Raw genomic sequence first — 17,717 nt, forward strand, 5'->3', positions numbered from 1 at the left:
CTGTTGGCCACTATTCGCTTCTCTCGGCTACCCCTCTACTAGGAAGGACGAGCATCGACCAGTCGCCCTGGTCGGCGACCCATGAGGCGACGGCCTGGCGGACGTCCTCCGGCGTCAAGGCGCGATAGTCGGCGAGGTAGGAGCGGACGCTCTCTATTTCCTCGGGATGCTCGACCCAATTCTCGACCGCGCCCACCCAATAGGCGTTGGTCGCCAGCCGCCGTTCGATGCCGCTGATCACCGGATTGCGGGCGCGGGTGAACTCGTCCGCCAGGGCCGGGCGCGCGGCGAGGTCGGCGACGATCTCGCGCGCTACCCGGAAGAAGGTCTCGGCGCGGTCGGGGCGGATTTCGGCCGACGCGTAGAAGATTCCCCATTGGGGAAAGGAATCGGAGCTCAGATGGGCGCCGTTGGGCGAGTAGGTGGCGCCCTCCTCCTCGCGCAGCCGGTCGAACAGGCGTGCCTGGAACATGTTGGCGGCCAACGCCAGCGCCCGCCGCTCCTCGATCCGGTCGCGCCCGCCGAGCGTCGACCAGCCGATCATCGCGAACGCCTGGTTGGGATCGCCCTCGTGGGTGAAGGTGCGGGGCTGCGGATCGGGCGCCGGCGGCCGTACCTGCGCCGCTTCGGCCGGGATGGCGGGCTGCGGGCGCGGCGGAAGCGACGCGACGGTGCGGCGCATCGCCTCCACCGCCGCCTCCAGCTCCATGTCGCCGACGATGACGGCGTGGACCGGGCCCTGCGAAAGCAAGGGCGCGAAGAAGTCGCGGAACTGCTCGACGGTCACCGCCGCCATCTCCTGCCGCTCGATCGGCCGCCAGCGCTGGTCGTCGGGGCGGATGAAGCCGCCCATCTCCCGCGTCGCCCGTGCCGATGCCGAGGAGAAATGGAGGTCGAAGCTTTCCACCGCCGCGCTGCGGAAACGCGCGAACAGGGCCGGGTCCCATTCCGGATGGGTGAGCTTGGTGGCGAGCAGCCGCAGCTGGTCGGCCAGGTCCTCCGAATTGGTCTGGCCGGCCAGGACGAAGGCATCCTCGCCAATGGCGAAGGTCATCGCCATCCGGCGGCCGGTGAGCAGCCGCTCCATGCCCTCGAGGTCGAGGCCGGCAAGCCCGGAGGGGCCGACGAGGCCGCCAAGCCATCCGAGCGAGGGCTGGTCGGGGGCGAAGCCGGCCTGGCCGGCGCCGAAGCGCAGCCGCACCTGGACCGAGCCCTGCTCGAACCGGGTCGGCTTGAAGGTGAGGGTGGAGCCGTTGGCGAAACGGACGATGGTGACGTCGAGATCCTCGACATGCTGGCGCGACACTTCCTGGCCGGGCGGGCCGAGCGGCGGCAGGTCGTCGAAGCTGACGCTGCGGTCGGCGGCGCGGATCGCTGGCGCTGCCGCCTGCGCGGCGGCGAGCGCCGAAGCGAGGGTCGCCTCGCCGCCCGCGACGGGCTCCGGCGAGACCAGCATCATTCGGGGACCGGCGCCGGCGAACAGGCGCTGCATCGCCTCGCCGACCCGCTCCGGCGTCATCTGCGGCGCGTTCCGTTCGAAATTGTCGAGCACCGTCCGGGCGGTGGTGACGACCGCGCCGTTGCCGATGGCGCCGATCAGCTGCTCGGCGCGCACCTGCGATTGGGCCGTGTCTTCGCCCTGGACCGCGGCGCTGACGGCGGTGCGCAGGTTGCGCAATTCCCGGTCGATCTCGCTCGCGCTCGGCGGATCGCGCAGCGCGTCGGCGACGATGGCGAAGGCCTGCTCGAGCGAGGGCTGCCATTGCTGCTCGCGGGCGACGACCGAGAGGCTGGTGGCGAACGTGACGTTGCGCGAGCGGCCGGCATCGACCGAGGCGTTGATGAAGGCCGATTCGCCGCGGGCATGGGCCTCGAGCCGGCGATTGAGGATGCGCTCGGCGAGCGATTCCTCGAGATAGAGCCGCTCGCGTTCCATCGTGTGCGGCAGCGCCTCGTAGGGCCGCAGCCACATTACCGTCGCTGCCAGCGGGGTGCCGGGATAAGCGAGGTTGGCGACCGGCTGCGCCACCTCGGCGATGCGGCCGTAATCCGGCTCGGCCGGCGGCGGGCCCTCGGCCGTCCATCCACCGAAACGGGCCCGGATCAGTTCCTCCATCATCGCCGGATCGGCGTCGCCGACCATCACGACATGGGTGCGGTCGGGCCGGTACCAGCGGCGGTAAAAGGCCTTGAGGCCATCGGCGGTGGCGGCATTGAGCGTCTCGTCGGTGCCGATCGGGTCGCGCTCGCCATAGAGCAGGCCGGCATAGAAGAGCCGCCGCGAGAGCTCGACCATGCGCTGGGTGAGCTCGGGCCGCCGCCCCTTCTCGGCGAGGATGACCGGCCGCTCGGCCTCGACCGCGGCCTGGTCGAAGCGGGCGCGCCACATCATCTCGGCGAGCACCGCGAGGCTGGTGTCCAGCGCCGGCCGTTCCGCATGAGGCAGGTTGAGCTGGTAGACGGTCTCGTTGGGGGTGGTGCGGGCATTGCTGTCGCTGCCGAAGCTGGCGCCGAGCTCCTGCCAGATCTGCCGCGCCCGCCGGTCCGGATAGCTCTCGGTCCCGCGGAACAGCATGTGCTCGACATAATGGGCCCAGCCGCGCTCGCCGTCCTCCTCGTGCATCGAGCCGGCGTCGATGCGGATCCGGATCGAGACCTGTCCGGCCGGCAAGGCGTTTCGCCGCACCGCATAGCGCAGGCCGTTGGGCAAAGTGCCGAATCGCCAGGCGGGATCGGGCGCGATGTCGCTGCCGCGATAGAGCCAGTCGGAGTCGCCGCCCTGGGCAAGCGCCGGGGCGGGGAGGGCGATCAGGATGAGGAGGGGGAGCAGCAGCGCGCGCAGCAGGATCATCGGGAGCTTTTCGTTCGGGACAGTGGCTTTGTCGAGCATCGGCGACGTGGGATGCCTTCCCTCGATGGCAAGGGCGCGTGCTCCTTTCGGGACGATCGGCTTGACTCCGGCTGAACGGAGTTGGAACATAAAGCGAACAAGAGAGTCCGAGTCGCATGCCGCTCACGTCTTCACAGAACGTGCGCCTCGCCGCTTTGCGCGAAGAGGTGCGCGCCATCGAGAGCGCCGGCCGCGTTGCCGGCCGCCCCTGCTTGCCCTTCGGCCTCGCCGAGGTCGACCGCCGTCTCGCCGGCGGTGGCCTGGCCGTCGCGGCCCTGCACGAGGCGGCGCCGGCCAGCCCGGCGCTGGGCGACGAGGCCGCCTGCGTGCTGTTCCTCGCCTCGATCGCCGCCCGGCTGGAGGAGGGAATTGTGCTCTGGGCGCTGTCGCGGCGCGACCTGTTCGCGCCGGGCCTCGCGCAAGCGGGCCTGGCGCCGGATCGGCTGATCTACGCCGAATGCCGCCGCGACGAGGAGGTGCTGGCGGTGATGGAGGAGGGGCTGCGCCATGGCGGCCTCGCCGCGGTGGTCGGCGAGGCGGGGAGCCTGAAGCTCGCCGCCGGCCGCCGGCTCCAGCTCGCCGCCGAGGAGGGCGGGACGACCGCCTTGCTGCTGCGCCGCTGGCGACGGGCCGATGCCGATCCGCTGGCGCCGCCGTCGGCCGCGGTCACCCGTTGGCGCCTCGCCTGCCTGCCTTCGGAGCGGCTGGCGGTGCCGGGGGTCGGCCGGGGCCGCTGGAATGTCGCGCTCGTCCGCCAGCGCGGCGGCGAAGCGCATCAATGGATATTGGAGGCCCCCGATGCCGAGGCTCGCCTCGCTCTTCCTGCCCTTCCTGCCGATCGACCGGATCAGGCGATCGGAGAGGAAAGACGCGCCGCCTAGCTCATCCTCCCCGCGATTTCGCGGGGAGGGGAACCACCCGCAGGGTGGTGGAGGGGCATCTTTCAACTTCGAAGCGGAGACCAGCGAACGTCCCGCTTGCTCCTGCCCCAATGCCCCCGGCTTCCGCCCCGGTGCGCGCTGGGCGCGGGACGAGGAGATACGCTCGCTCGCGCCGATCGCCACGGCGCAGGCGCCGCTCGTCACCGCCCATCGCTCCGGCCAGCGCGTCGTCCTCGCCGCCCTCTCGCGGGAGGCGCTGGCGCTCGGGCTCGAGCCCGGAATGGCGGTCACCCAGGCGCGGATGCTCGTGCCCGGGCTCGACGTCCGCGATTCCGATCCGGAAGGCGACGGCGCCTGGCTGGCGCGGCTCGGCCTGCTCGCCGCCCGCCGCTGGACGCCCCGTGCCGCCGTCTCGGGCCCGGACGGGCTTTGGCTCGATCTCAGCGGCGTCGCCCACCTGTTCGGCGGCGAGCGGCGCATGGCCGATCGGATCCTCGCTTATTGCGCCCGCTTGGGCTTCTCGGCCCGGATCGCCGTCGCCGGCAGCGCCGGCGCGGCGCATGCGCTCGCCCGTTTCGGCGCCGGTCCGCTGATCCTCTGCCCCCCGGGCGGAGAGGCGGCGGCGCTGGCGCCGCTGCCCTTGGCCGCGCTCCGCCTCGACGAGCCGACGCTCGCCGCCGCCCGGCGGCTGGGGTTGGAGACGATCGCCGACCTGGTCGCCAAGCCGCGCGCGCCGCTGCAGCGGCGTTTCGGCCGGTCCCTGCTCACCCGCCTCGATCAGGCGCTCGGCCGGGCCGGCGAGCCCTTCGATCCGATCGTGCCGGTCGATCCGCCTTCGATCCTGCTTCGCTTCGTCGAGCCGATCGGGACGGCGGAGGCGATCGCCGAGGCGATGGCGGAGGCGATGCGCCGCCTCGTGCGCCGCCTCGAGCAGGAGGGGTTGGCTGTCCGCCGGCTCGATTTCGCCTGCGAGCGGGTCGACGGCGAGACCCAGATCGTGGGCGTCGGCACCGCCCGTGCCACCCGCGACGGCCCTCATCTCCTGCGCCTGCTCGGCGCCAGGATCGAGACGATCGAGCCCGGCTTCGGTATCGAGTGCGTCCGTCTGACCGCGGCCCGGGTCGAGCCGCTGGGGCCGCAGCCGATCGAGGGCGGCCTCGCCGGCGAGCGGCCCGCGCCCGACATCGTCCCGCTGATCGACCGCCTCGCCGGCCGGCTGGGGAGCCGCCGCCTCTATCGCGCGAGCGCCGTCGAGAGCGACGTGCCGGAGCGCAGCGTCCGCCGGGTGCCGCCGCTGGCCGCGACGGCGGCTTGGCCGTCCTGGCCGCGCCCGGTCCGGCTGCTGTCGCCGCCCGAGCGGATCGACAATGTCGTCGCCTTGCTCCCCGACCAGCCGCCGCGCCGCTTCAGCTGGCGCGGCCGGGCCTATCGCGTCCGCCAGGCCGACGGGCCCGAGCGGATCCACGGCGAATGGTGGAAGCGAAAGGGAGAGGCGGAGGCGGTGCGCGACTATTTCCAGGTGGAGGACGAGGCCGGCCAGCGCTTCTGGCTGTTTCGCCGCGGCGACGGCGAGGATTCCCGCACCGGCGATCTCAGCTGGTACCTGCACGGACTGTTCGGATGAGGAACGCCACTCCGCGATGACCTACACCGAGCTCCAGGTCACCAGCCATTTCAGCTTCCTGCGCGGGGTGTCGAGCGCGGAGGCGCTGTTCTCGGCCGCCGCTTTGCTCGGCCATCCGGCGCTCGGCATCACCGACCGCAACAGCGTCGGCGGCCTCGTCCATGCGCTGCGCGCTTCCGAGGCGACCGGGGTGCGGCTCGTCGCCGGCTGCCGGCTCGATCTGATGGACGGGCAATCCCTGCTGGTCTGGCCGGAGGATCGCGACGGCTGGTCGCGCCTGACCCGCCTCCTCACCCTCGGCAAGCAGCGCGCCGACCGCAAGAAGGGCGAGAAGGGACAATGCTTCCTCCATTGGGAGGATGTCGAGGCCCATGCCGGCGGCCTCGTCGCCGCCTTCGTCACCGGCGAGGCCGATGCCGGGGCCGAGCGCGGCCTGCGGCTGACTGCCGAGATCTTCGGCGAGCGCGCTCATGCCGCTTTTGGCCTGCGCCGCCGTCCGGGCGACGCCGTCCGGCTGCACGCGCTCGACGCGATGGCGCGGCGCTTCGGGGTCCGCAGCCTCGCCGCCGGCGACATCCTCTACGACAGCCCGGACAAGCGCCTGCTCCAGGACGTCGTCACCGCGATCCGGCACAAATGCACGATCGACGATCTCGGCTTCAGGCGCGAGCGCTTCGCCGACCGTCACCTCAAGCCGCCGCCGGAGATGGAGCGCCGCTTCGCCGCCTTTCCCGACGCGATCCGGGCGAGCGCCGACATCGCGGATCGCTGCACCTTCTCGCTGCGCGATCTCGCCTACCAATATCCCGACGAGACCATGATGTCGGGCCGCTCGCCCCAGGAGGCGCTCGAGCAGCTGACCCGCGAGGCGCTGCAGGCGCGCTTTCCCGGCGTGCCGGACGCCTATGCCGCGCTGCTCGAGCATGAGCTCGCGCTCGTCGGCCGGCTCGGCTACGCGCCCTATTTCCTCACCGTCAGCGCGATCGTCGCCTTCGCCCGCAGCCAGGAGATACTCTGCCAGGGTCGCGGCTCGGCGGCCAATTCGATGATCTGCTTCGTGCTCGGCATCACCTCGATCGATCCGGTCGGGCATCAATTGCTGTTCGAGCGCTTCATCTCGGAGAGCCGCGCCGAGCCGCCCGACATCGACGTCGATTTCGAGCATGAGCGGCGGGAGGAGGTGATCCAGTGGATCTACGAGACCTATGGCCGCCGCCATGCCGCTTTGACCGCCGTGGTCAGCCGCTATCGCAGCCGCGGCGCGGTGCGCGAGGTCGGCAAGGCGCTCGGCCTTCCCGAGGACGTGACCGGCGCGCTTGCCGGCCAGATCTGGGGCTGGTCGAGCGAGGGGGTGAGCGAGCGCCACGCCGCCGATCTCCATCTCGACAGCCGCGATCCCCGGCTCGCTCTGACCCTGGAGCTCGCCCGCCAGCTGATCGGCACGCCCCGCCATCTCTCCCAGCATCCCGGCGGCTTCGTCCTCGCCCGCGAGCGGCTGGACATGCTCGTCCCGATCGAGCCGGCGGCGATGGAGGATCGCGACGTCATCGAGTGGGAAAAGGACGATATCGAGGAACTGGGCTTCATGAAGGTCGACGTGCTCGGCCTCGGCATGCTCGGCTGCATGCGCCGCGCCTTCGAGCTTCTCGCCGAACATAAGGGCATTTCCCTCGGCCTCGATTCCGAAATGCTCCAGAAGGACGACGACCGGGTCTATGCGATGATCCAGAAGGCGGACACGCTCGGCACCTTCCAGATCGAGAGCCGCGCCCAGATGAGCATGCTGCCGCGCCTCAAGCCCCGCGAATTCTACGATCTCGTCATCCAGGTGGCGATCGTCCGGCCCGGCCCGATCCAGGGCGACATGGTCCACCCCTATCTGCGCCGGCGCGAGGGCAAGGAGCCGGAGGAATATCCCTCCGAGGCGCTGCGCGAGGTGCTGCAGAAGACCAAGGGGGTGCCGCTCTTCCAGGAACAGGCGATGAAGGTGGCTATCGTCGGTGCCGGCTTCACGCCGACCGAGGCGGACGCGCTGCGCCGCTCGATGGCGACCTTCAAGTCGACCGGCGGCGTCAGCGCCTTCCACGACAAGCTCGTCGAGGGGATGGTGGCCAACGGCTATGCGCGCGACTTCGCCGAGCGGACCTTCAAGCAGATCGAGGGCTTCGGCAGCTACGGCTTTCCGGAGAGCCACGCCGCCAGCTTCGCCAAGATCGCCTATGCCTCCTCCTGGATGAAGTGCCACCATCCGGACATCTTCTGCGCCGCCTTGCTCAACGCCCAGCCGATGGGCTTCTACGCCCCCGCCCAGATCGTCCGCGACGCGCGTGAGCACGATGTCGAGGTGCGGCCGGTCTGCATCAACCAGAGCCGGTGGGATTGCACGATCGAGGATCCTGATCCTCCCCTGCCTTTGCAGGGGAGGAAATATCTCCCCGTCCGCCTCGGCCTGCGGCTGGTGAAGGGGCTCGCCAATGATCATGCCGCCCGCATCCTCGCGGCGCGCGCGGAGCGGCCGTTCGATTCGGTCGAGGATGTCTGGCGCCGTTCCGGCGTGCCGGTGGCGGCGCTGGAGAAGCTCGCCGATGCCGACGCCTTTGCCGGCCTCGGTCTCGACCGCCGCCAGGCGCTGTGGAAGGTGCGCGGCCTCGGCGACGCACCGCTGCCGCTCTTCGCCGCCGCCGATGCCCGCGACGCCGAGCCTGAAGTCGCGCTCACGCCGCTCACCGAGGGGCGCGAGGTGGTCGAGGATTATCGATCGATCCAGCTCACCTTGCGCGATCATCCGCTCGCCTTCGTCCGGCCCGAGCTTGAGCGTCTCGGCTCGGTGCCCTGCGGCGCGCTCAAGACGATCAGGGACGGTCGCAAGGTCAGGCTTTCGGGCATCGTCCTCATTCGCCAGCGCCCGGGCGCCGGCAACGTCACCTTCATCACCATCGAGGACGAAAGCGGCATCGCCAACATCATCGTCTGGCAGCGTCTCTACGAGAAATATCGCCGCACGGTGCTCGCGGCGGCGATGATCGGGATCGAGGGACAGCTGCAGAAGGAAGGCGACGTCATCCACATCATCGCCGACCGGATTCACGACGAATCCACCCTGCTCCGCGCCGTCGGCCAGCGCGATTTCCCGCACCGCACCGGCCCCGGCGACGGCGCCAGGGGGGGCAGCCCCGATCGCCGCGGCAAGGGGCCTCTGCCGCTCTACCCTTATTCCAAGGAACCCGGCATCCGCGTGAAGACTCGCGATTTCCACTGACCGGGCCATCCGCCTTGGCCCGGCGCCCTGCGCCGGCTAAGCCCTTCTTCCGCCAAGGAGACCGCCATGCGTTGCTTGCCCCTGATCCTCGCCGCCGCCCTCGCCGCGGCGCCCGCCGCCGCCCAGGAACTGGGCGAGCGGACCCGATCGCCCGAATCGATGCTCGCCGAGCTGGGGCTTGCCCCCGACGCGGACGATCTCGACGAGGCGATCGCCGCGGCCGCGGCGCATCCGCTCGGCACGGCGGAGAATCCGGTGCGCGTCGGCGGGCCCGACGGGGAGCGCGCCTATATCGCCCGTCTGCGCTGCGCCGACGGCTCGGCGCCCCGGACCGGCCAGCGCGGCAGCGCCGGCGTCGGCGCCTTCGGCACGATCGTCGATGCCTACCCGCTCGATTGCGGCGCGGCGGCACCCGGCCAGGTGACCCTGGTCATGGACATGTACCATTCGGAGCATCGCGAGGACCGGGCGCCGCCCGGCTTCACCCTCTCGCCCCGCTGACGGCGGAAGGCGAAGATCAGGCCGCCGTTTCCGCGGGCGGCGCGTCGGCGGGCACGTCGCCGATCACGGACTTGATCTCGCAGAATTCCTCGAGGCCGAACTTGCCGAACTCGCGGCCGTTGCCGGACTGCTTGTAGCCGCCGAAGGGCGAGTTGAAGTCGAGTCCGCCCGAATTCACGAACACGCTGCCGGCGCGGATCTTGCGCACGATCTGCTTCGCGACATTGGGATCGCCGGCGATATAGGCGCCCAGGCCGTAGGGCGTGTCGTTGGCGATCTCGACAGCTTCCTCGAGCGAGTCGTAGGGGATGACGACGAGGACAGGACCGAAAATCTCCTCGCGGGCGATGGTCATGTCGTTGCTCACGTCGCCGAAGACGGTCGGCTTCACATAATAGCCCTTGTCCTTGCCCTCGGGCCGGCCGAGGCCGCCGACGACGATCCGGGCGCCCTCGTCCATGCCCTTCCGAATGAGGCCCTGGATCTTCTCATATTGGGGCTTGTTCACGACCGGGCCGATATGGCCGCCTTCCTTGGTCGGATCGTCGACTGCCTTCGACCCGAAGATCTGGCCCAGTTTCTCCAGCGCTTCCTCATATTGGGAGCGGTGGACGAGAAAGCGGGTCGGCGCCACGCAGCTCTGGCCGGAATTGAGCAGCATGCCGCCGGCACCGCCGGGCAGCGCCATGTCGAGCGGAGTTCCCGGCAGGATGATGAAGGGCGACTTGCCGCCCAGCTCCTGGTGGACCCGCTTCACCGTGTCGGCGGCGTTCTTGGCGACGAGGATGCCGGCGCGGGTCGAGCCGGTGAAGCTGATCATGTCGACGTCCGGGTGCTTCGCCAGCGCCTCGCCGACGCCGGGGCCGTCGCCCTGCACCAGGTTGAAGACGCCGGCCGGAACACCGGCGGCGTCGATCACCTCGGCGAAGATCGCGGCCGATCCGGGGGTCTGCTCGGACGGCTTCAGCACCACCGTGTTTCCGGCGGCCAAGGCCGGCGCGACCTTGGCGACGATCTGGTTCATCGGCCAGTTCCACGGCGTGATCAGAGCGACGACGCCGACCGGCTCGTAGACGACGCGGTTCTTGCCGGTCGACTCCTCGAAGGCGAAGCCCTTCAGCGCCTCGAGGGTCGAGGCGAGATGGCCCATGCCCGATCCCGACTGGGCGGTGGTGGCGAGGGTGATCGGCGCGCCCATCTCCTCGGAGATCGCCCTGGCGATGTCCGGAATGCGCTTCTTATATTCCTCGATGATCCGTCCGAGCAGCTGGAGACGCTCGTCGCGGCTCGTCTGCGAGTAGCTCTCCCAGGCGCGGCGGGCGGCGGCGACGGCCTTGTCGACGTCGGCCTGGCTACCGAGCATCACCACCGACGTGACTTCCTCGGTCGCCGGATTGACGACCTCGTGGCGACGGCCGCCCTCGCTGGCGACCCACTGGCCGTCGACATAATGCTTCAGATACTCGTTCATCGGGGGCATCCTCCACGTCCGGTCGTTTCGACCATGTGGAAGGGAAGCGGTGCCGAGTCCAGACTGGGGGATGCTGGAATAGCGTCTGCTTATGGCCGGCGGCCTGTTCGAATTTGTACCTCAGGACCGCCGGGGCATTGGTGCCGCCATGTCCGGAATCGTCGTCCAGAATATCGAGCGTGCCCGCCCCGAGGTCGTCGACGGCCTCGGCGAATGCGGCGTCGCCACCGTCCATGAGGCGCAGGGCCGCACCGGTCTACTGCGCAGCTTCATGCGTCCCATTCAAGCGGGCGCGCGGATCGCCGGATCGGCGGTGACCATCTCGGCCCCGCCGGGCGACAATTGGATGGTCCATGTCGCGATCGAGCAGCTGAAGGAGGGGGACATCCTCGTGCTCGCACCGACCAGTCCGTGCGAGGACGGCTATTTCGGCGACCTCCTCGCCACGTCGGCGATGGCCCGCGGCTGCCGCGGGCTCGTCATCGAGGCGGGAGTACGCGACGTTCGCGACCTCAACCGGATGGGTTTCCCGGTCTGGTCGAAGTCGGTGTTCGCGCAAGGGACGGTGAAGGCGACCCTGGGCTCGGTCAACGTGCCGATCGTCTGCGCCGGCGCGCTCATCCATCCCGGCGACGTCATCGTTGCCGACGATGACGGCGTCTGCGTCGTCGCCCGCGCCGACGCCGCCTCGGTGCTGGAGAAGGCGCGCGCGCGCGAAGCCAATGAGGAAAGCAAGCGCCAGCGTCTCTCCGCCGGCGAGCTCGGCCTCGACATCTACGACATGCGCGGCAAGCTGGAGGCGATGGGCCTCAAATATGTCTGATCCCTCGAACGGCGTCCGCTGCATGTGGATGCGCGGGGGAACGTCGAAGGGCGGCTACTTCCTCGCCGAGGACCTTCCCGCCGACACGGCGCAGCGCGACGCCCTGCTCCTGCGGGTGATGGGCTCGCCCGACCCGCGCCAGATCGACGGGATGGGCGGCGCCGACCCGTTGACGTCGAAGGTGGCGGTGATCTCGCGCTCCGATCGTCCCGGCGTCGACGTCGACTATCTCTTCCTGCAGGTCTTCGTCGACCAGCCGATCGTCACCGACGCCCAGAATTGCGGCAACATCCTCGCCGGCGTCGGCCCGTTCGCGATCGAGCGCGGCCTCGTCGCGGCCGAGGACGGCGAGACCAGGGTCGGCATCTACATGGCCAATACCGGCCAGGTCGCCGTCGCCACCGTGCAGACCCCAAGCGGGCGGGTCTGCTATGACGGCAAGGCGCGGATCGACGGCGTTCCAGGCACCGCCGTGCCGGTGCCGCTCGAGTTTCGCGACACGGCCGGCTCCAGCTGCGGCGCCCTGCTGCCGACCGGCCATGCGGTCGACCGCATCGAAGGGGTCGATTGCACGCTGATCGACAACGGCATGCCCTGCGTCGTGTTCAAGGCCGAGGATGTCGGCGCCACCGGCTATGAGGACCGCGACACGCTCGACGGGGACGCCGCGCTCAAGCAGCGGATCGAGGCGATCCGGCTCGCCGCCGGGCCGCTCATGAACCTCGGCGACGTCGCCGGGAAATCGGTCCCGAAGATGATGCTGGTCGCGCCGCCGCGGGACGGCGGCGCCGTCACCGTCCGTTCCTTCATCCCGCATCGGGCCCATGCGTCGATCGGCGTGCTCGGCGCGGTCAGCGTCGCCACCGCCTGCCTCGTCCCCGGCTCGCCGGCGGCTGCGGTCGCGACCGTTCCCGAGGGCCGCCGCAAGACGCTGTCGGTCGAGCACCCGACCGGCGAGACGACCTGCGTGCTCGAGACCGACGAGACCGGCGCCGTGACCAGCGCCGCCATGCTCAGGACCGCCCGCAAGCTGATGGACGGAAGGGTGTTCGGATGAGCGTCGACGCCGACGGCCGGATCCGCAGCTGGTCCGAGAACCCGTCGCAGCCCCGCTTCCGCCCGCCGCCGGGCGCGATCGATGCCCATTGCCACGTCTTCGGGCCGATGGCCGAATTCCCGTTCAGCCCGAAGGCCAAATATCTGCCGCAGGATGCGGGGCCAGAGAGGCTGTTCGCGCTGCGCGACCGGCTCGGCTTCAGCCGCAATGTCGTCGTCCAGGCGAGCTGCCACGGCACCGACAATCGCGCCACGCTGAACGCCATCGCCCGCGCGCAGGGCCGAGCACGCGGCGTCGCCGTCGTCGATCCTGCCATCGCCGATGCCGAGCTCGACGCGCTCCATGCCGGCGGCATTCGCGGCGTGCGCTTCAATTTCCTGAAGCGGCTCGTCGACGATGCGCCCAAGGATCGCTTCCTCGACGTGGCGGGCCGCATCGCCCGGCTCGGCTGGCATGTCGTCGTCTATTTCGAGGCGGACCTATTGGAGGAATTGCGGCCGTTTCTCGACGCTATCCCGGTGCCGGTAGTCGTCGACCATATGGGCCGGCCGGACGTGACCCAGGGATCCGACGGTCCCGACATGAAGGCCTTCCGCCGCCTGCTCGATGGCCGCGACGACATCTGGTTCAAGCCGACCTGTCCCGACCGCCTGTCCCCCCAGGGCGAGCCTTATGACGATTTCGTCGCGGCGGTCCGGCCGCTGGTCGAGGATTATCCGGACCGCTGCCTCTGGGGCACCGACTGGCCCCACCCGAACATGGAGCATCGCATCCCCGACGATGGCAGCCTCGTCGACGTGATCCCTCGCATTGCGCCGACTGAGGCGCTGCAGCGCAAGCTCCTCGTCGACAATCCGATGCGGCTCTACTGGCCGGAAGAAGGCTGACGCCGCCGGGCCAGGCGACGGCCTAGCCGGCGAACACCACCGTCTTCACGCCGTTCAGCAGCACCCGGTCCTCGAGCAGGTAGTGGACCGCGCGGGCGAGCACGCGGCGCTCGATGTCGCGGCCCTTGCGGACGAGATCGTCGGGCGTGTCGGCATGGGTGATATGCTCGACGTCCTGCGAGATGATCGGGCCCTCGTCGAGGTCGCCGGTGACGAAATGGGCGGTGGCGCCGATCATCTTCACGCCGCGGGCATGGGCCTGGTGATAGGGCTTGGCGCCCTTGAAGCCGGGCAGGAAGCTGTGGTGGATGTTGACGCAGCGGCCGTGCAGGAAAGCGGAGAGATCGTCCGAGAGCACCTGCATGTAGCGGGCGAGCACGACCAGCTCGGCGCCGGTCTCCTCGACCAGCGCCTTGATCTGCGCCTCCTGCTGGGGCTTGGTTTCCCTGGTGATCGGCAAATGGTGATAGGGGATGTCGCCGATCATCGAGATCTGCAGCGCCTCGCGCGGATGGTTCGACACGATCGCCACCGGTTCCATGTTCATCTCGCCGATCCGGGCGCGGTAGAGCAGGTCGCCGAGGCAATGGTCGAACTTCGAGACGAGCAGCATCACCTTCTTGCGCTCGTCGCGCCGGCGCAGCCGCCATTCCATGCCATGCTGTCCGGCGAGCGGAGCGAACCGCGCCCGCAGGGCGTCGGTTTCACCGGCGAGGTCGAACAGGACCCGCATGAAGAAGCGCCCGGTTTCGACGTCGTCGAACTGCTGCGCTTCCAGGATGTTGCCGCCCATCTCGAACAGCAGGCCCGCGACGGCGGCCACCAGTCCGGGGCGGTCGTCGCACGAAAGAGTGAGGATGTGAGCCGTCATAATTCGTTTGTGTTGCATATTATTTCTAACGAGGCCAGAAGGCTTTTCACGAGAGGCGCAGGGCTCCGGCGGGGGACTCGGCGTACGTCCGGATCCGCGATCGGCCTGCCCCCTCGAACCGTTTCGAGAAGAGAGGAATGAGGCCCGACATGAGCGCGAAGAATCTAGAGGAAGTCCTGCAGGCAGCCGGCAATCCGGTCGATATGATGCGCAATTCGCAGATCGGCGCCTATGTCTATCCGGTGGTCGCGCCGGAATTCTCCAACTGGCGCTCCGAGCAATGGGCCTGGCAGCACAGCGCCGTGCTGTTCGACCAGTCCCACCACATGGTCGAGCTGTTCATCAACGGCCCGGACGCGGTGAAGCTGGTTTCCGACACCGCAATCAACACGTTCAAGAACTTCACGGTCGACAAGGCCAAGCAATATGTCCCGACGACGCCCTATGGCCATGTCATTGGCGACGGCATCCTCTTCTATCTCGCGGAGGAGCAGCTCCTCTATGTCGGCCGCGCTCCGGCGGCGAACTGGCTGATGTTCCATGCCGAGACCGGGGGCTACAATGTCGAGGTGGTCAAGGACGACCGCTCGCCGTCCCGGCCGATGGGCAAGCCGGTGAAGCGCACCCATTGGCGCTTCCAGATCCAGGGCCCCAACGCCTGGGAGATCATCGAGAAGCTGCATGGCGGCCCGCTCGAGCAGCTCAAATTCTTCAACATGAGCGAGATGAACATTGCCGGCCGCAAGGTCCGCACGCTTCGCCATGGCATGGCCGGCGCCCCCGGCCTCGAAATCTGGGGTCCCTATGAGGAGCAGGACGAGATCCGCGCTGCGATCGTCGAGGCCGGCAAGGATCTCGGCCTCATCCAGGTCGGCAGCCGCGCCTATCCCTCCAACACCCTCGAATCCGGCTGGATCCCGTCGCCGCTTCCCGCCATCTACACGGGCGAGAAGCTCAAATCCTATCGCGAGTGGCTCGGCGCCGACAGCTACGAGGCGACGGGCGGCATCGGCGGCAGCTTCGTTTCCGACAATGTCGAGGACTATTATCTGAACCCGTGGGAGCTGGGCTACGGCCCGTTCGTCAAGTTCGACCACGATTTCCATGGCCGCGAGGCGCTCGAGCAGATCGATCCGGCGACGCAGCGGCGCAAGGTCACTCTGGCCTGGAACGCCGAGGACATGGCGAAGATCTTCGCCTCGCAGTTCAACCCGGACGAGCAGCCCTACAAGTATTTCGACCTGCCGCTCGCCAATTACGCGTCATCCAATTACGACCGTGTCGTCGACGCCGGCGGCACGACGATCGGGCTGTCGATGTTCACCGGCTACAGCTACAACGAGAAGACGGCGCTCAGCCTCGCGACGATCGACCATGAGATCCCCGAGGGGACCGAGCTTCGCGTCGTCTGGGGCGAGGAAAATGGCGGCACCCGCAAGACCACGGTCGAGCCGCACCGCCAGATCGAGGTCCGCGCCGTCGTCAGCCCGGTTCCGTACAGCCGGGTCGCCCGCGAGACCTATCACCAAGGCTGGCGCACCGAGCGCGTCGGCTGAGGCGCCGGCCATCAACTCCCCTCCCTGCACGCAGGGAGGGGCCGAAGGTGGGTACGTATTCGAAATCGCATTGCCGGTGGGAATCCACCCACCCCTAACCCCTCCCTGTTTCCAGGGAGGGGAAATATCCTGGGCGGACGGTCTATCCCCGCAGGCTCTCCACCCATTTCGCAGTCTGGGCGAGCGAGCCAAAAGTGAAGAAATGGACGCCGGCGATTCCCAGGTCGGGCTCCGCCTCGCGGGCCACGGCGATTTCCTTGAGCAGCGGCTCGGGCGTCTCGCCGCCGAGCGCGGACCGGCCGAGCCCCCGGCGCTCCTTGAGCGCCCGCAGCGACGTGCCGACGCCGCACAGCATCGCATATTTGAGCAGGGTGGCATGGCTCGCCGGGCCGGCTATGCCGACGCGATAGGGCTCCTCGATCCCCTGGCTGCGCAGGTGCCGGGCGAGCCGGACGATGGGCGGTGCCTCGAAGGCGAACTGGCTGACCAGCCAGACGCTGAGGCCCTGCTCGGCCGCGACCCGCATCTTCTCGGTACGGGCGGACTCGAGCACGTCCTCCGGAATACGGGGGTGCCCTTCCGGGTAGCAGGCAAGCGCGATCCGATTGACCCCATATTTCTCGAACAGGCCGGTCTGGAGCAGCTGCAGGCTCGAATCATATTCGCCGACCGGAGCGTCCCGGTCGCCGCCGACGACGTGGGCGCGGTCGACCCCCGCCTCGCCGGAGAGGCGCGCCAGCATGTCCTCGAGCACCGCGCGGCTCGGGATGTTGCGGGCGACGATATGGGGGATGGCCACCATTCCGGCGCGGTGCAGCTTGGTCGCCCCGCGGATGAAATCGTCGACCGTGTCCTTCGGAAAGGAGGCGATGAATACCCGCGTCTTCGGCCGGAGGAGGTCGCCGGCGGCATCGAGCGATTTCTGGTCGCGCGTGGTGACCTCGCAGGAATAATGTTCGAGCAGCCGAACCAGGGCAGCCTTGGGATCCGAGGTCTGTGCTATCGTCGCCATTTCGTCCTGCCGATGCTTTCGTGAGTGCGAAGAAATATGCAGCATCACATACAATTTGTCACGCGCTTCGACACAGTTTCGCTCACCCCCGACGGCGCTGCCGCGGCGGCGGGCCGAGCGGTGCCGGTGGAGGCTCCGGTCGCGCTCAGCTTTTTCGGGATCGGCTATGCCGTGATGATGGCGACGCCGGCGGATCTCGAGGATTTCGCCACCGGTTTCGCCCTGTCGGAGCGGCTGATCGGCCATATCGGCGAGTTGGTCCGCGTCGACGTGCGGCCCGCCGACCAGGGCTTGCTGCTCGACATCGAATTGGCGCCCGACCGGCGGGAGCATGTCTTCGACCGGGTTCGCGTCCGGGTCGGCGAATCGAGCTGCGGCCTTTGCGGGATCGAGAATCTCGAGCAGGCGCTGCGGCCCCTGCCGCGGGTCGGCTGCCCGCCGGCAATCGAGGCCAAATCGCTGTTTCGCGCGCTCGAGACGATTCGCGCGCATCAGCCGCTCAATGCCGACACCGGCGCCGTCCATGCCGCCGCCTTCTTCGACGGCTCCGGGGCCCTCGTCGCCGCGCGCGAGGATGTCGGGCGTCACAACGCCTTGGACAAGTTGGTCGGCCACTGCCTGCGTGGCGGAGTCGACATGAGCGGCGGCTTTGCCCTGCTGACCTCGCGCTGCTCCTACGAGCTGGTCGAGAAGGCCGCTCTCGCCGGATTCCCGATGCTTGTCACCGTTTCCGCCCCCACCAGCCTCGCCGTCGAACGCGCGCACGAAGCCGGCCTCACCCTGATCGCACTGGCGCGCGCCGATTCGATGCTGGTCATGGCCGATCCGCACGGCCTGTTCGCTGCCGGGCGCTGAAGGGCGGCCGGCGAAGGAACGAAGCCGACA

13 protein-coding genes are annotated in these 17,717 nt (G+C 69.3%); 9 read left to right on the forward strand and 4 right to left on the reverse strand.

Annotation, left to right across the window (positions count from 1 at the left end):
• Window positions 1-10: 10 nt before the first annotated feature.
• Window positions 11-2,890, reverse strand: coding sequence for a M16 family metallopeptidase (locus DDE10_RS15070; protein ID WP_162806644.1), 2,880 nt, complete (start codon window positions 2,888-2,890; stop codon window positions 11-13).
• A gap of 116 nt (window positions 2,891-3,006) precedes the next feature.
• Here DDE10_RS15070 and DDE10_RS15075 point away from each other — a divergent pair, with 116 nt between their 5' ends.
• From DDE10_RS15075 to DDE10_RS15090, 4 genes are all read left to right on the forward strand, one after another.
• A complete protein-coding gene (locus tag DDE10_RS15075; RefSeq protein WP_114953608.1) occupies window positions 3,007-3,771 on the forward strand; it encodes an ImuA family protein in 765 nt (254 codons plus the stop codon).
• A complete protein-coding gene (locus DDE10_RS15080; RefSeq protein WP_114953609.1) occupies window positions 3,689-5,395 on the forward strand; it encodes a DUF6504 family protein in 1,707 nt (568 codons plus the stop codon). Before DDE10_RS15075 ends, DDE10_RS15080 begins: the two co-directional genes overlap by 83 nt.
• Before the next feature lie 16 nt (window positions 5,396-5,411).
• Window positions 5,412-8,654 carry an error-prone DNA polymerase gene (locus DDE10_RS15085; RefSeq protein WP_114953610.1) on the forward strand — a complete coding sequence of 1,081 codons (3,243 nt, stop codon included), beginning with the start codon at window positions 5,412-5,414 and terminating at the stop codon, window positions 8,652-8,654.
• A gap of 66 nt (window positions 8,655-8,720) precedes the next feature.
• Window positions 8,721-9,155: a hypothetical protein gene (locus DDE10_RS15090; RefSeq protein WP_114953611.1), complete on the forward strand. Its 435-nt coding sequence runs from the start codon at window positions 8,721-8,723 to the stop codon at window positions 9,153-9,155.
• 16 nt (window positions 9,156-9,171) lie between these two features.
• Here DDE10_RS15090 and DDE10_RS15095 read toward each other — a convergent pair whose 3' ends face one another.
• A complete protein-coding gene (locus DDE10_RS15095) occupies window positions 9,172-10,626 on the reverse strand; it encodes an aldehyde dehydrogenase family protein (RefSeq protein WP_114953612.1) in 1,455 nt (484 codons plus the stop codon).
• A 148-nt stretch (window positions 10,627-10,774) separates the two neighbouring features.
• On the opposite strand from DDE10_RS15095, the gene ligK reads away from it, so the two are divergent.
• From ligK to DDE10_RS15110, 3 genes are read left to right on the forward strand one after another with little or no spacing between them, the layout of a single operon-like run.
• The gene (ligK, locus tag DDE10_RS15100; protein ID WP_114953703.1) at window positions 10,775-11,449 is read left to right on the forward strand and encodes a 4-carboxy-4-hydroxy-2-oxoadipate aldolase/oxaloacetate decarboxylase; all 675 of its coding nucleotides are present in this window, start codon (window positions 10,775-10,777) and stop codon (window positions 11,447-11,449) included.
• Window positions 11,442-12,506, forward strand: a complete 1,065-nt coding sequence (locus tag DDE10_RS15105) for a 4-oxalomesaconate tautomerase (protein WP_114953613.1) — start codon at window positions 11,442-11,444, stop codon at window positions 12,504-12,506. The genes ligK and DDE10_RS15105 overlap by 8 nt, the downstream gene beginning before the upstream one ends.
• Window positions 12,503-13,393: an amidohydrolase family protein gene (locus DDE10_RS15110; protein WP_114953614.1), complete on the forward strand. Its 891-nt coding sequence runs from the start codon at window positions 12,503-12,505 to the stop codon at window positions 13,391-13,393. The genes DDE10_RS15105 and DDE10_RS15110 overlap by 4 nt, the downstream gene beginning before the upstream one ends.
• 22 nt (window positions 13,394-13,415) lie before the next feature.
• On the opposite strand, the gene purU is transcribed toward DDE10_RS15110, so the two are convergent.
• Window positions 13,416-14,264, reverse strand: coding sequence for a formyltetrahydrofolate deformylase (gene purU / locus DDE10_RS15115; RefSeq protein WP_114953615.1), 849 nt, complete (start codon window positions 14,262-14,264; stop codon window positions 13,416-13,418).
• Window positions 14,265-14,413: 149 nt separating this feature from the next.
• Between purU and ligM the strand changes: the two genes are divergently transcribed.
• Window positions 14,414-15,820: a vanillate/3-O-methylgallate O-demethylase gene (gene ligM / locus DDE10_RS15120; RefSeq protein ID WP_114953616.1), complete on the forward strand. Its 1,407-nt coding sequence runs from the start codon at window positions 14,414-14,416 to the stop codon at window positions 15,818-15,820.
• Window positions 15,821-15,962: 142 nt separating this feature from the next.
• On the opposite strand, the gene DDE10_RS15125 is transcribed toward ligM, so the two are convergent.
• Window positions 15,963-16,832, reverse strand: a complete 870-nt coding sequence (locus DDE10_RS15125; protein WP_114953617.1) for a methylenetetrahydrofolate reductase — start codon at window positions 16,830-16,832, stop codon at window positions 15,963-15,965.
• 36 nt (window positions 16,833-16,868) lie between these two features.
• Here DDE10_RS15125 and fdhD point away from each other — a divergent pair, with 36 nt between their 5' ends.
• Window positions 16,869-17,687: a formate dehydrogenase accessory sulfurtransferase FdhD gene (gene fdhD / locus DDE10_RS15130; RefSeq protein WP_114953618.1), complete on the forward strand. Its 819-nt coding sequence runs from the start codon at window positions 16,869-16,871 to the stop codon at window positions 17,685-17,687.
• Window positions 17,688-17,717: the final 30 nt, after the last annotated feature.

Origin of the sequence: Sphingosinicella terrae, assembly GCF_003347635.1 — a bacterium.
Classification (GTDB): Bacteria; Pseudomonadota; Alphaproteobacteria; order Sphingomonadales; family Sphingomonadaceae; genus Allosphingosinicella; species Allosphingosinicella terrae.